We start from the raw sequence: 13,605 nt of genomic DNA on the forward strand, positions 1-13,605 counted from the left end.
ACCATGGGAAAGGTTCGAGCCGTCTGCGTCAGCGACGTACGCGGCGTACAGAAGAAGAACGTGGAGCGCGCCTGGTTCGCCACAGAGCACGGCATCCAGGGGGACGCCCACGCCGGGAACTGGCACCGGCAGGTCTCCCTGCTCAGCCAGGAGAGGATCGACGCCTTCAACCAGCGGGGCGCCGGAGTGGTCCCCGGCGCATTTGGCGAGAATCTGGTGGTGGAGGGCATCGACTTCCGCGCCCTGCCGGTGGGCACTCTGCTGCGGTGCGGCGACGTGCTGCTGGAGATGACCCAGATCGGCAAGGAGTGCCACAGCCACTGTGAGATCTATCAAAAGATGGGCGACTGCATCATGCCTCGGGAAGGGGTATTCGCCCGGGTGCTGGAGCCCGGCTCCATCGCCGTGGGGGATGAGATGACCCTCCAGCCCCGCACCGCCCCCCGTCCCTGGCAGGCGGCGGTCATCACCCTGTCGGACAAGGGCGCCCGGGGAGAGCGGGAGGACCGGAGCGGCCCCGTCATCGCCCAGCGCCTGAAGGACAACGGCTATGAGGTCGTGGAGCTGCTCCTGCTCCCCGACGAGGCCACTCCTCTGAAAAACCAGCTCATCCGGCTGTGCGACCAGCGGCAGCTCGATCTGATCCTCACCACCGGGGGCACCGGCTTCGCCCCCCGGGACATCACCCCGGAGGCCACCCTGGCAGTGGCCCACCGGAACGCTCCGGGCATCGCCGAGGCCATCCGCTCCGCCTCCCTGGCCATCACTCCCCGGGCCATGCTGTCCCGGGCGGTGTCGGTCATCCGGGGCAAGACCCTGATCGTCAACCTGCCCGGCAGCCCCAAGGCCTGCATGGAGAGCATGGACGTGTTCCTGGACACCCTGCCCCACGCCCTGGACCTGCTGCGCGGCCGCGTTCAGGACTGTGCCCGCCCGTAACGGGACTCCCTTCGGTCGAAGCGTGTAAATCCACGTTTTGATAGCGGCGCGGCGCCCCTGTGCCGCCGCGCCGCCATCACATTTTGCGAACAGCAAAAGAAGGAGAATGCAACATGAAACGACTTGGCACCCTACTCCTGGTACTGTCTCTGACCCTGGGCCTAGCCGCCTGCGGCGGCACCGCCTCTTCCCCCAGTCCCTCGGCTGCGCCCACGCCCGCCGCTCCCGCGCAATCCCAGCCCGCCGAAGCGGTGGAGCTCATCGTCTTTGCCGCCGCCTCCATGACCGAGACCCTGAATCAGATCGCCGCGCTCTACGCCGACGTGGCCCCCAATGTGAAGCTCACCTTTAACTTTGACTCCTCCGGCACCCTCAAGACCCAGATCGAGGAGGGGGCCGACTGCGACCTCTTCCTCTCCGCCGGACAGAAGCAGATGAACCAGCTCGATGTCACCGCCGACCCCGCCGTCAATGACAAGGGCCTGGACTTCGTGCTGCAGGGCAGCCGGGTAGACCTGCTGGAAAACCGGGTGACCCTCTGCGTGCCCGAGGGCAACCCCGCCGGGATCGAGAGCTATGACGACATGGCCCAGGCCCTGAAGGACGGCGCCATCCTGCTGGCCATGGGCAACTCCGACGTGCCCGTGGGCCAGTACACCCAAAAGATCCTAGCCTACTACGACCTGGACGAGACCGCTTTGGCCGGCGCCGGCGCCATCACCTACTGCACCAACGTCAAGGAGGTCACCACCCAGGTCTCCGAGGGCAGCGTGGACTGCGGCGTCATCTACTGCACCGACGCCTTCTCCGCCGGCCTGACCCCGGTGGCCTACGCCACTGCCGAGATGTGCGGCCAGGTCATCTACCCCGCCGCCGTCCTCAGCGTCAGCCAACATCCCACCGAGGCTCAGGCCTTCCTGGATTACCTCTCCACCCCCGAGGCCATGGCCGTGTTCGAGGCCGTGGGCTTCGCCGCCGCCTGATGCGAGCCATGGACTGGTATCCCCTGTGGAACTCGCTGCGCATCGCCGGCATCAGTTGCGTGCTGGTGTTCTTTCTGGGCATCCTGATCGCCTACTACGCCGCCCGTCTGCCCCGGGGAATCAAGGGTCTGCTGGATGTGGTGCTGACCCTGCCCATGGTGCTGCCTCCCACGGTCTGCGGCTACTTTCTGCTGCTGCTCTTCGGCAACCGGCGGCCCCTGGGCCTGTTTCTGGCCCGGTTCGGCGTCAAGTTCGTCATGACCTGGTACGGCGGCGTACTGGCCGCGGCGGTGGTGGCCTTTCCCCTGATGTACCGCACCGCCCGGGGCGCTTTCGAGAGCTTTGACGAGACCCTGGCCTACTCCGGCCAGACCCTGGGGCTGTCCAATTCCTACATCTTCTGGCGCATCCGGATGCCCGCCTGTCGCCAGGGCATCCTGGCCGGTACCGTGCTGGCCTTTGCCCGGGCCCTGGGCGAGTATGGCGCCACCAGCATGCTCATCGGCTATACCCCCGGCAAGACGGCCACCATCTCCACCACGGTCTACCAGCTCTGGCGCACCAACGACGAGGCCGGGGCCTTCACCTGGGTGATGGTCAATCTGGCCATCTCGGCGGCGGTGCTGCTGGTGGTCAATCGGATGGAAAAGCGCAGCGGAACGGGGGTGCGCCGGTGAGCCTTCTGGTGGACATAGAAAAAGACCTGGGAGGCTTCTTCCTCCAGGTCCGGTTCGAATCCGAGGGCGGCGTGCTGGGCCTGCTGGGCCCCTCGGGCAGCGGCAAGAGCATGACCCTCAAGTGCATCGCCGGGATCGAGCGGCCCGACCGGGGGCGCATCGTCCTGGACGGTGAGACTCTGTTCGACAGCGAAAAGCGCATCGACCTGCCTCCTCAGAGGCGTCGGGTGGGCTACCTGTTCCAGAGCTACGCCCTGTTTCCCAATATGACGGTGGCGCAGAATATCCTGTGCGGCCTGTGCCGGGAGCCGGACCGGGGCAAAAAGAAGGCTCTGCTCCAGGACGCGGTGGCTATGATGCGGCTGGAGGGGCTGGAGCGGCTTCGGCCCGCCCAGCTCTCCGGCGGGCAGGCGCAGCGGGCGGCCCTGGCCCGCATTCTGGTCAGCCGGCCCAACCTGCTGATGCTGGACGAGCCCTTCTCCGCCCTGGACAGCCATCTGCGCGACCAGCTCCAGCTCCAGACGAAGGCGCTGCTGGCCCAGTTCAGCAAGCCGGTGCTTCTGGTCACCCACAGCCGGGACGAGGCCTACCGCCTGTGCGGTCAGATCGCCGTGGTGGATCAGGGCCGCTTCCTGGCCTTAAAGGAGACCAAGGCCCTCTTTGCCGACCCGGGCAGTGTCCAGGCCGCCCGGCTTACCGGCTGCAAAAACATTGCGCAGGCACAGAAAACCGGGGATTATGAGCTGGAGGTCCCCGCCTGGGGGGTGCGGCTGCGCACCGCTCAGCCGGTGGCCGACGGAGTCCGCGCCGTGGGTATCCGGGCCCACTACTTCAACTCCAGGGCCACGCAGAACCGCTACCCCGTCCGCTTTACCGGCGAGATGGAGGAGCCCTTCGAGGTCATCCTCCAGTTCCGGTATGAGGGGCAGGCCCCCGCCGCCCCCGACCTGTGGTGGCGCATCCCCAAGGACCGCCGGCCTCAGGCCCTGCCGGAGGCATTCGGCGTGGCTCCCGCCAACGTCCTGCCCCTTTACGACTGAGGGCCGGAGTTATTTTGTGAGAAGAGAGGTGAGGGCCGTGGAACGGCTGGGCGCTGTCATCCTGGCGGCGGGCCTGTCCTCCCGCATGGGGGAGTTCAAGCCCCTGCTGCCCATCGGCGGCGTGAGCATGATCCGCCGGGTCGTGGACCTGATGCGGGGTGCCGGCGCCGAGACCGTGGTGGTGACCGGCTACCGGCACGAAGCGCTGGAGGCCCATCTGGTGGGCTGCGGCATACGCTTCGTCCACAACCCGGATTACCGGCATACCCAGATGCTGGACTCCCTGCGGCTGGGCCTGGGGGCCCTGTCCGCCGGCTGCGGCCGGTTTCTGCTCTCTCCGGCGGACGTGCCTCTGGTGCGGCCTCGGACTGTCCGGGCTCTGCTGGCGCTGGATGCCCCCTTTGTGCGCCCCTTATACCGGGGCGAGCCGGGGCACCCGGTGGTATTTCGCGCCGGCCTCCTTCCCCTCATCCGCTCCTACAGCGGCTCCGGGGGGCTGGGTGGCCTGGTGGAGACCTGCGGCGTACCCGTCCGAGAGCTGGAGGTCGATGACCTGGGGGTCTGCATGGACGGCGACACCCGGGAGCAGTATAACGCCCTGCTGCGGGCTTATCAGGCCATCCAGGACGGGAGGTGCGGCGCATGAAGCAGCGTCTGGTGATTCTGGGCGCGGGTCAGATGGGTCGCGCAGCCGAGGCCCTGCTGGACTGGAATGCATTCTGTCTGTGCGCCTTCGGCGACAATTTCTCCGGCGCCTGGGACCCCGCAGCCCGTCCGCCCGTTCTGCCCGTGAAGGAGGCCCTGTCCGCCGCCCCCGACCTGGTGCTGCTGGGAGTGCTGGATGAGGAGCGAAGCGGTCAGTTGGAGCGGCAGGCCCGCTCGCTGGGCTACCGAGGCGCGTTCCTGCGCCTGAGGGACCTCTATCGCTGTTTTGACATGCGGGGCGCCGTCCTGCGGCGCATGGTCGAACGGCTCCGGGCCGTCCCCGGCGACATGGCCGAGCTGGGGGTCTACCGGGGTGACTTCGCCTGGCAGTTCAACGTCCTGTTCCCCGACCGCAGGCTGTATCTTTTTGATACCTTCCAGGGCTTCGACCCGCGGGATGTGCGGCAGAAGCCCGTCGGGGGCGGCTGCGACCGGCGTCAGGACTTCTCCGACACCAGCGTGGAGGCCGTCCTGGCCCGCCTGCCCCACCCGGAGCAGGCCGTGGTGCGGCGGGGCTGGTTTCCCGATACCGCCCGCGGACTGGAGGCCGTCTTCGCCCTGGTCAGCCTGGACGCCGACCTCTATGCCCCCACCCTGGCGGGGCTGGAGTTCTTCTACCCCCGTCTGAGCCCCGGCGGCGCGATTTTCCTTCACGATTACAACAGCAGGCAGTTTGACGGCGTGAAGGAGGCCGTCCTCGCCTATGAACGGGACCACGGCCCCCTGCCGCTGGTCCCCCTCAGTGACCTGCACGGCACAGCCGTGCTCATCCGGCCTTGAAAGGAGCCTGATCGCCCATGAGAAACTTATTTGCCGCCCTGCGCGACGCCCTGGCCAGCGGCCAGGACGCAGTGCTGGTCACCGTGGTGGCCAGCAGTGGCTCCACCCCACGGGGAGCCGGGGCGCGGATGGTCGTCACCGGACAGGGCCGCCTGTGTGGCACCATCGGCGGCGGCGCGGTGGAATACCGCAGTCAGCAGGTGGCCCAGGAGCTCCTCCGGACGGGCGGCGCCCACCTTGAGCACTTCCGGCTGCATGAAAACCAGGTCCAGGATCTGGGCATGATCTGCGGCGGCGCAGTGGACGTGTACTTCCGCCACATTCCGGCCTGGGATGCGGATACGCTGGCGCTGGTCGGACACATGGAATCCCTCTACCGCGCCGGGGAGCCCGCCTGGCTGATCTGTGAGATCACCGGCGGGTGCGGCGGGGCCATGGGGATCTACGGCGGGAAGAGCGGCGTCTTCGGCCTCTCCCTCCCCTCAGCCCTCACCGGCGCTTTGGGCGGCAAGCCCTGCCAGCTCACCGACGGCGGCCGGACCTACTACTGCGAGCCCCTCTTCCGGGCGGGCCGGGTGTATGTCTTCGGCGGCGGCCACGTCTCCCAGGCCCTGGTGCCCGCCCTGACTGCGGTGGACTTCCGCTGCGTGGTGCTGGAGGACCGGCCGGAGTTCTGCCGCCCGGAGCTCTTCCCCGGCGTGGAGGAGACCCGGCTGGTGGACAACGCCCGGCTGGCCGACTTCGTCACCGTGGAGGAGCGTGATTATGTAGTGGTCATGACCCGGGGCCACAAGGACGACCAGGCGGTCCAGGCCCAGATGCTGCGCACCCCCGCCCACTATATCGGCGTCATCGGCAGCCGCCGCAAGACTGCCGGGGTCTTTGCCCGCCTGCGGGAGGAGGGCTTCACCGATGCCGACCTGGCGCGCATCACCACCCCCATCGGCCTGGATATCAAGGCCGAGACCCCGGCGGAGATCGCGGTGAGTATCGCCGCCCAGCTCATCCAGGTCCGGGCCGAACGCGCCGGGCACTGAGACGCCCCCCCCTGCCGGGGGTCTGTATGGACGCACCCCGCCCGGGGAAGAATACGAGGGGCCGCACGCGGTGTGGCCCCTCGTATTCTTCTTTTTTAGGGGGCGATCCCATGACCGATGCACAGGCCCGGGCCCAGGCCGCCCGGCAGCAATGGCTGCTCTACTACAACCGCACCCTGCTGGAACAGGGTCTCATCAGCCGGCGGGCCCATGACCGGATGCTTCTGAAGATCCGGGGCCGCTTCGCCGCTCCGCCGGGCCGGGAGCCCTAGGAGCAGAACCGGTGTTTCCCGATGATCTTGATGAGGGGCCTGGACCAGATCCAGGCGCTGGTGGCGGTGTTGGGATTGAAATAATAGATGGCGCCGCCGCTGGGGTCGGCCCCGTTCATGGCGTCCCGGGCGGCCCGGACGGCTGAGTCGGCCACCGGCTGATCGAACTGCCCGTCCAGCATGCAGCTAAAGGCCCCCGGCTGATAGACCACCCCGGCGATGGTGTTGGGGAAGGAGGGGTGCCCCACCCGGTTGAGGATGACCGCACCTACCGCCACCTGGCCGCTGTAGGGCTCGCCCCGGGCCTCGGCGGAGATGACCCGGGCCAGCAGATCCACGCTGCCGCTCTGGGCGGCGGAGCCGCCGGAGGGGGCGCTGTCCTGCATTCCCAGGGCCGCCAGGGTGGCGGAGCCCACGACGCCGTCCGCCGCCAGGCCGTTTTTCCGCTGGAAATCCTTGACGGCCGCGGCGGTCTTGGAGCCGTAGATGCCGTCCACCGGGCCGTCGAAATAGCCCCAGCGCACCAGCTTTTGCTGGATCGTGCGCACGGCCTCGCCCGATGAGCCCTGCCGGTAGGTGGCCGCCTGGGCGCTCTGGGCCAGGGTAATGATCAGGATGTTCAGGGCAAAGATCAGCGCCAGGGCCAGCAGGAGCTGTTTTCGGTGTTTCTGCATGGGGTCGCCGCCTCCTTGAAAATGTTCAAGGCTAGTTTACGACGGCGCCGTCTTTCCTATGCAAGGCGAATAATGGCAGGGAAAAAGGGCCATACTGGTAACCGAAACATGGATCGGAGAGGATGTGTTGCGGCATGGTAAAGGGTGTGACCCGGCAGGTCATCGTGGTCAAGTCCCCGGACCCGAAGCTGTTCGAACAGGCGATTTTCATCATGCGGGAGGACGCCTTCGTGGAGGGCGTCTCCGCCGACCAGGTCATTCAGGAGGCCCAGCAGGTGGCCAAGAGCTACGTCAAGCAAAACTCCCGGTGGGGCCGCCTGTCCCGGGCCATCCCGGCGCCGGCCTACACGGCGGTGGGGGCTCTGGCGGCCACCGCCCTGTGGAGTCTGGCCATGCTTCTGTAAAAAACGAGCCTCCCGGCGCGCCGGGAGGCTCGTTTTCTTTCCTTACAGCTCTTTGACCTTTTCCTTGAGGAAGCCCCGCAGCCACTCCCCCGTCTCCGGATGGGCCAGAGAGAAGTCCACCGTGGCCTCCAAAAAGCCCTTCAGGTTGCCGGTGTCGTACCGCTTGCCCTCAAAGTCCACGGCCACCATCTTGTCCCGGCGGCACAGCGCCTTCAGCCCGTCGGTGAGCTGGATCTCCCCGCCGTAGCCCGGCTCCAGGTCCTCCAGGATATTGAAGATACCGGGCCTCAGCACATAGCGCCCCAGGATGGCGTAGTGGGAGAAGATCTGTTCGGGCCGGGGCTTTTCCACCATGTCGGAGACGGCAAAGACCCGCTCCTCCAGCGGACTGATCTGGACGGAGGAGTACTTGGCGATGGCGTCGGTGGACACCTGCTGCACCCCCACGCAGGAGGCGTCATACTTCTCCGCGGCGGCGATGAGCTGGCCGATAACGGGAGTCCGGGCCCGCATAATGTCGTCGCCCAGCAGCACGGCAAAGGGTTCGTCCCCCACGAAGCGCTTGGCCCGCCAGATGGCATGGCCCAGGCCCTTCGTCTCCTTTTGCCGGACATAGAAGATGTTGGCCAGGTCGGCGGCCCGGCGGACCTCCTCCAGCTCCCGCTCCTTGCCGGCCCGCTCCAGGCGCTCCTCCAGCTCGGGGTAGTAGTCGAAGTAGTCGTCCATAGCGGACTTGGCCCGGTTGGTCACCACCAGGATATCCTCGATGCCGGCGTCTACCGCCTCCTCGATGATATACTGGATGACCGGCTTGTCCACCAGGGGGAGCATCTCCTTGGGAACCGTCTTGGTGGCGGGCAGCATCCGGGTCCCCAGCCCGGCGGCGGGGATAACGGCCTTGCGAACTTTCATGGGGACAGCCTCCTGATCGTGAAAAATTATGCCGTTTCCTTCGGAGCAATCATGGGCTTGAAATAGTCCACCCGGGGCAGCAGCTTCAGCAGCAGCATCCCCAGCACATAGCAGGCGCCCAGCTCTCCGACGCCCACCGTCAGGCCGTTGTAGAGCCAGGCGGCGGGGAGGGCGGCGGTAAAGCCGGTCTGGGCAAAGGCGATGGTGAAGCCCACCAGCACCGTGTTGCACACCACGGGGGGCAGGGGGGCCAGCCAGCGGCGCTTCACCCGGCTGGTCCACACGGCGGCGATAAGGGTGGCCAGGGAGCCCACCACGATGTCCAGCGGTCCATAAGGGCTGAGCAGATTGGCCGCCAGGCAGCCCACGAAGAGCCCCGGCGCCGTGGCCGGGAACAGAAAGGGCAGCACGCACAGCGCCTCGGAAAAGCGGAGCTGGATGGGTCCATAGGTCAGGCCGAAGACGTTGCCGAAATAGCTCATTACGGCGTAGAGGGCGGCCACCATGGCCGCCAGGGTCAGATCCTTGGTCGTAAACTTGCGCATGACAAAATAACCTCCATTTTTTGTTTAGAGTACGCGCGCCAACGCACAGCGGCACAGGTTCCTTTCCCCGGGAGCAGGACGCTCAGGCTCCCGGACGGCTCACTCTGTGCCGGTTGGACTGGTTGGGGAAACCGGTCGGAGGTATTGTATCATCTTTTTTCTGAAAAGTAAAGCCGGCGGCCTTGCCGCCTTTCCTCAACATCAATCTTGACAAATTGCGGTCAAACGATTAGTATGTTAGGAACCTAACATTGTGGAGGTGATTCCCATTGACCGACAAAATTCCATCAGCTTTACCATCCGTGGACTATCCAATCTGCTGCGGCGTAAGATGATGGAGGTGGCCCCACCCCCGGAGGACCGGCACGGGACCACGGAGACGGAGGGGCAGATCATGGGCTTTCTCTGCGACCATCCGGATCGGGCGCTGTACCAGCGGGATGTGGAGGAGGCCTTCTGCATCCGCCGCTCCACGGCCTGCCGGTTTCTCCAGAACCTGGAGCGGGACGGGATGCTAGCGCGGCAGAGCGTGCCCCAGGACGCCCGGCTGAAGAAGCTGGTCCCCACCGCCAAGGCGCTGGCGCTCCATGCGGAGATTGAGTCTAAGACCCGGATGATTGAGGACCTGATGACCCGTGACCTGACCCAGGAGGAGATCGCCCAGTTTCTCGCCATCGCCTGGAAAATACAACGGAACCTCCGCCAGTGAGCCGCCGGGATGGTCTACACCCGGCTCACCGGCGACGTGCGGTTCTTCGACGTGGACTTCGAGTACGAGGAGGGCAAGCCCATCCTCCACGACGTCATCTTCTACGCCAAGCCCGGGCAGAAGCTGGCCTTCGTGGGGGCCACCGGCGCGGGCAAGACCACCATCACCAACCTCATCAACCGCTTTTACGACATTGCCGACGGCAGGATCCGCTACGACGGCATCAACAGGGCCGCCGGACAGATTGTCCGGCGGCCCTTCTGCATATGCTTCCTCAGTCAGTCCGCGGGTACCAGTTCCACGGTGTAGCCCAGCTCGCGCAGGCCGGAGACGATACCGCCCGGGTCCACCATGTGGCCCGCGCCCACGGCCAGGAAGAAGGTATTCTCCCCCTCGGTCTCCAGGTACTCCGCCGCCGCGGCGATCATGCCGGGGTCCCGCTCGGTAAACAGCTTGGAATTGAGCTCGTCGTCGCTGTTGAGGATGGCCTCCTTGCCGTAGACCTCCGCCAGGGCGTTGGGGTCCCGGTCCTTCCAGGCGTCAAACATGGCGGCAATCTGCTCCTGCTGGGCCTGGGCCAGCGCCTGGGCCTCCTCGCTGGCCGTCTCGCCGTTGAGCATCCCCTCGTACCCGGCCAGGCTGGCGTCCAGATAGGCCTCCTGGTACTCGGCGGACAGGCTGTCGAAGATGCCGCCCTGGAAGGCGTAGGTCTCCACCGAGTCGATGGTCTTGCCCGCGTTCACCGCGTAGGCGTTGATATACATATCAATGGCCATGGCGTTGGTGCCGGTGGTGTCGTCCTGGAGGCTCAGGACGCCGAAGGTGGAGGCCAGGGCCCAGGGCTTATATGCGTCAAAGCCGTTGGGCTCCATGCCCAGGCTCTCCGCCGCCGCCTGCACCCGCGCGTACAGCTCCGGGCTGATGTGGTCGGCCAGGGTGGTGCCGTCGGAGTATACCTGGAGCTGGGCCAGCAGGGCCATGCCCTCCTGGTCGTTGAGATCCAGCTCGAAGCTCACCACCTGGGAGGCGTCCAGGGCGTCCCGCACCGACTTGTGCAGGGGATAGACGTTGCTGCGGTCCATATGGATGGTGCCCAGCAGATAGAGGGTGTTGTCTCCGTTGACGGCCTTCCACAGCAGGCCCTTGGAGCCGGCGCCGTTGGCGTCATAGAGGGCGAGGATCAGCCGGTCGGCCATGACCATGGCCTCCTGATAGGTACAGGTGCGCTCCAGGGCCAGATCGGCTCCGGTGCCCTTCACTACACCCAGGCCGGATAGAAAGGGGACGGGGCCCTCCTCCACACCGGAAAACGCATAGGCCGCCGCCTCTTGGTACAGGGCGTTGAGCACCCCACCCCGAGTGGTGTCGATCACCACAGGCGTCCCGCTCTCCCCGGCCGCCCGGGCGGGCAGACCCAGCAGCGCCAGCTTGTCCGCCACAATGCCGGTCATATGCTCCAACTGTTCGTCCGTCACCGGGTCGAGCAGGTAGGTGGAATAGAAATCATCCAGCAGGCCCATGGCGTAGCTGTCCGCTACGGTATCGTAGGCCCAGGGGGAGATCTCCTGTATGCGGGTCTCTTCTCCCTCCGCCGCCAGAGCGGCCGGAGAGGCCAGCAGGCCCAGCACCAGCGTCAGGGCCAAAAGTCGTTTTTTCATACGGTTCCCTCCTTTTCTGTAAAACCATTGTATAAGCAGGCGGACGGTTTATCAACGGGTTGGTCCGATTTTTAAGGAAACCTTCACTTTTACCGAGAGCAGACCGCCCGCCGGGTTCCCCCGGCGGGCGGTCCAACCTCTCTCATCTCTCTTGCAGGCTTGATTACTCCTCGCCCGCCATGGCCTTGGCCTCGGCAATGGCCTTCTCCTGAGCCGCGGGGGGCGCCTCCTCGTAGCGCACGAAATGGAACACAAAGGAGCCCCGGCCCTGGGTCATGGAGCGCAGGTCGATGGCATAGCGGGTCATCTCGGCCATAGGCACCTCGGCCTCCACGATCTGGTTGCCCTCATGGTCGGGATTCATACCCATAACCCGACCCCGGCGCTTGTTCAGGTCACCGATGATGTCGCCCATATAGTTGTCGGGAATGGTGACCTTCAACTCGCCGATGGGCTCCAGCAGGACGGGGGATGCCTGAGGCATACCGGTCTTGTAGGCGATCTGCACGGCGGTCTTGAAGGCCATTTCGGAGGAGTCCACCGGGTGATAGGAGCCGTCGAACAGGGTGGCCTTCAGGTTGACCACCGGGTAGCCCGCCAGCACACCCTTGGTAACGGCCTCGCGCAGGCCCTTCTCCACGGCGGGGAAATAGTTCTTGGGCACGGAGCCGCCCACGACCTCCTCGCAGAACTCCAGCTCCTCCTGCTCGCCGGGCTCGAAGCGCATCCACACGTCGCCGAACTGGCCGTGGCCGCCGGTCTGCTTCTTGTGGCGGCCCTGGACCTCCACCTTTTTGCGGATCTTCTCGCGGTAGGGCACCCGGGGCTCGGTGAGCTCGGCGTCCACGCCGAAGCGGCTCTTGAGCCGGGAGAGGATAACGTCCATCTGCATGTCGCCGGTGCCGGAAACCACCATCTGGTGGGTCTCGGCGTTGTTGACCCAGTTGAAGGTCTGGTCCTCTTCGTTGAGGCGGGTCAGGCCGCTGGCGATCTTATCCTCCTGGCCCTTGGTCTTGGGCAGGATGGCCACGGAATAGCAGGGCTCGGGGAAGCGGATCCCCTCCAGCTTGACCACGTTACGGGCGTCGCAGAGGGTGTCGCCGGTCCTGACCTTGTCCATCTTGCCGATGGCGCCGATGTCGCCGCAGGAGAGCTTCTTGACCTCCTCGGTCTTTTTGCCCTTGACGAGATAGAGACGCCCCAGCTTTTCCGGATTGCCGGTGCGGGCGTTGACCATGGGCATGTCGGCTTCGATGGTGCCGGAGACCACCTTGACGTAGGAGTACTTTCCGTATTGGTCGGAGACGGTCTTCCATACGAAGGCGGCGGGCACGGCGCCGGGGGAGACGGCGAACTCCACCATCTCACCGTGGTCGTCCTCGCCCATCTCGGCGGGGCCCTCCAGGGGATTGGGGAGCAGGTTGACGATGTTGTCCAGCAGCATTTGGGTGCCCAGGCCGGAGAGCGCGGAGCCGCAGACCACGGGGAAGATGGACAGCTCCTTGACGCCGGTGTGCAGACCCTGGATCATCTCGGCGTAGGTGAACTCCTCGCCGTTGAAGTAGCGCTCCATGAGCTCCTCGCTGGTCTCGGCCACCGACTCCACCAGGGCGGTATAGAGCTCCTCCACCACGTCCTTCTTGTTGTCGGGGATGGGGATCTCATGGCGCTTGCCGCCCTCGATGTCGTAGGCCCGCTTGTTGAGCACGTCGATGATGCCGATCACCTTCTTGTTCTCGTCCCAGATGGGGGCGACCACGGGAGCCACGTTCTTGCCGAAGCGGTCCCGCAGGGTCTCGAAGGCGGAGTTGTAGTCGGAGTTCTCCTCGTCGGTCTTGGAGATATAGAGGATGCGGGGCAGCTTGCGGGCCTCGCAGTATTTCCACGCCTTTTCGGCGCCCACGCTCATGCCGCCCTTGGCGGAGCAGACGATGACGGCGGAGTCGGCCACCCGCAGGGCCTCCATGACCTCGCCGGAGAAGTCAAAATAGCCCGGTGTGTCCAGGATATTGATCTTGCAGCCCTTGTACTCAATGGGGGCCACCGCAGTGGACAGCGAAATCTGACGGCGAATCTCCTCGGGATCGAAATCACAGACGGTATTTCCGTCGGGCACCTTGCCCAAGCGGTCAGTCCCGCCGGTGGAATACAGCATACTCTCGGCCAGGGAAGTCTTTCCGTTTCCGCCGTGGCCCAACAGACAGACGTTACGGATGTTTTGCGCGGAATAGCTCATAGTGGTTTCCTCTCCTTACTTTTGGAAGATCGAG

The 13,605-nt window shown here is 65.7% G+C and carries 15 protein-coding genes and 1 pseudogene; 11 read left to right on the forward strand and 5 right to left on the reverse strand.

Features of this window, described 5'->3' with window-relative positions; all coding sequences use genetic code 11:
• Positions 1-3: 3 nt before the first annotated feature.
• The 8 genes from BN2154_RS12665 to BN2154_RS15865 all read left to right on the forward strand — a co-directional run bounded on the left by BN2154_RS12665 (position 4) and on the right by BN2154_RS15865 (position 6,433).
• The gene (locus BN2154_RS12665; RefSeq protein ID WP_050619124.1) at positions 4-939 is read left to right on the forward strand and encodes an MOSC domain-containing protein; all 936 of its coding nucleotides are present in this window, start codon (positions 4-6) and stop codon (positions 937-939) included.
• 113 nt (positions 940-1,052) lie between these two features.
• A complete protein-coding gene (gene modA / locus BN2154_RS12670) occupies positions 1,053-1,922 on the forward strand; it encodes a molybdate ABC transporter substrate-binding protein (protein ID WP_050619125.1) in 870 nt (289 codons plus the stop codon).
• A gap of 8 nt (positions 1,923-1,930) precedes the next feature.
• The gene (gene modB, locus BN2154_RS12675) at positions 1,931-2,599 is read left to right on the forward strand and encodes a molybdate ABC transporter permease subunit (RefSeq protein ID WP_050619126.1); all 669 of its coding nucleotides are present in this window, start codon (positions 1,931-1,933) and stop codon (positions 2,597-2,599) included.
• Positions 2,600-2,607: 8 nt separating this feature from the next.
• A complete protein-coding gene (locus BN2154_RS12680; protein WP_242853758.1) occupies positions 2,608-3,639 on the forward strand; it encodes a sulfate/molybdate ABC transporter ATP-binding protein in 1,032 nt (343 codons plus the stop codon).
• Positions 3,640-3,676: 37 nt separating this feature from the next.
• Positions 3,677-4,285, forward strand: coding sequence for a nucleotidyltransferase family protein (locus tag BN2154_RS12685; protein ID WP_050619128.1), 609 nt, complete (start codon positions 3,677-3,679; stop codon positions 4,283-4,285).
• Positions 4,282-5,124, forward strand: a complete 843-nt coding sequence (locus BN2154_RS12690) for a TylF/MycF/NovP-related O-methyltransferase (protein ID WP_050619129.1) — start codon at positions 4,282-4,284, stop codon at positions 5,122-5,124. The genes BN2154_RS12685 and BN2154_RS12690 overlap by 4 nt, the downstream gene beginning before the upstream one ends.
• A 17-nt stretch (positions 5,125-5,141) precedes the next feature.
• Entirely contained in the window at positions 5,142-6,161 is a 1,020-nt protein-coding gene (gene xdhC, locus BN2154_RS12695; RefSeq protein ID WP_050619130.1) for a xanthine dehydrogenase accessory protein XdhC, read from the forward strand.
• A 110-nt stretch (positions 6,162-6,271) separates the two neighbouring features.
• Positions 6,272-6,433: a hypothetical protein gene (locus BN2154_RS15865; protein WP_154666699.1), complete on the forward strand. Its 162-nt coding sequence runs from the start codon at positions 6,272-6,274 to the stop codon at positions 6,431-6,433.
• Here the strand turns inward: BN2154_RS15865 and sleB are convergent.
• A complete protein-coding gene (gene sleB, locus BN2154_RS12700; RefSeq protein ID WP_050619131.1) occupies positions 6,430-7,107 on the reverse strand; it encodes a spore cortex-lytic enzyme in 678 nt (225 codons plus the stop codon). The two genes, BN2154_RS15865 and sleB, sit on opposite strands and share 4 nt — an antisense overlap.
• Positions 7,108-7,241: 134 nt before the next feature.
• Here sleB and BN2154_RS12705 point away from each other — a divergent pair, with 134 nt between their 5' ends.
• On the forward strand, positions 7,242-7,511 hold the full coding sequence (locus BN2154_RS12705; RefSeq protein WP_050619132.1) for a hypothetical protein: 270 nt from the start codon (positions 7,242-7,244) through the stop codon (positions 7,509-7,511).
• A gap of 42 nt (positions 7,512-7,553) precedes the next feature.
• On the opposite strand, the gene galU is transcribed toward BN2154_RS12705, so the two are convergent.
• Both galU and BN2154_RS12715 read right to left on the reverse strand, forming a co-directional pair.
• The gene (galU, locus tag BN2154_RS12710) at positions 7,554-8,423 is read right to left on the reverse strand and encodes a UTP--glucose-1-phosphate uridylyltransferase GalU (protein ID WP_050619133.1); all 870 of its coding nucleotides are present in this window, start codon (positions 8,421-8,423) and stop codon (positions 7,554-7,556) included.
• 26 nt (positions 8,424-8,449) lie between these two features.
• The gene (locus tag BN2154_RS12715) at positions 8,450-8,968 is read right to left on the reverse strand and encodes a QueT transporter family protein (protein WP_050619134.1); all 519 of its coding nucleotides are present in this window, start codon (positions 8,966-8,968) and stop codon (positions 8,450-8,452) included.
• Between the two features lie 253 nt (positions 8,969-9,221).
• On the opposite strand from BN2154_RS12715, the gene BN2154_RS12720 reads away from it, so the two are divergent.
• Positions 9,222-9,677, forward strand: a complete 456-nt coding sequence (locus BN2154_RS12720) for a MarR family winged helix-turn-helix transcriptional regulator (RefSeq protein WP_094762507.1) — start codon at positions 9,222-9,224, stop codon at positions 9,675-9,677.
• A gap of 9 nt (positions 9,678-9,686) precedes the next feature.
• Positions 9,687-9,905 (forward strand): annotated as a pseudogene (locus tag BN2154_RS12725) (ATP-binding cassette domain-containing protein); the annotation flags it as partial.
• Between the two features lie 50 nt (positions 9,906-9,955).
• Here the strand turns inward: BN2154_RS12725 and BN2154_RS12730 are convergent.
• Both BN2154_RS12730 and fusA read right to left on the reverse strand, forming a co-directional pair.
• Positions 9,956-11,335, reverse strand: coding sequence for a TraB/GumN family protein (locus BN2154_RS12730; protein ID WP_050619136.1), 1,380 nt, complete (start codon positions 11,333-11,335; stop codon positions 9,956-9,958).
• A gap of 163 nt (positions 11,336-11,498) precedes the next feature.
• Positions 11,499-13,571, reverse strand: coding sequence for an elongation factor G (gene fusA / locus BN2154_RS12735; protein WP_050619137.1), 2,073 nt, complete (start codon positions 13,569-13,571; stop codon positions 11,499-11,501).
• Positions 13,572-13,605: the final 34 nt, after the last annotated feature.

The sequence above is a fragment of the Intestinimonas massiliensis (ex Afouda et al. 2020) genome (assembly GCF_001244995.1).
In the GTDB taxonomy this organism is placed as follows: domain Bacteria; phylum Bacillota; class Clostridia; order Oscillospirales; family Oscillospiraceae; genus Intestinimonas; species Intestinimonas massiliensis.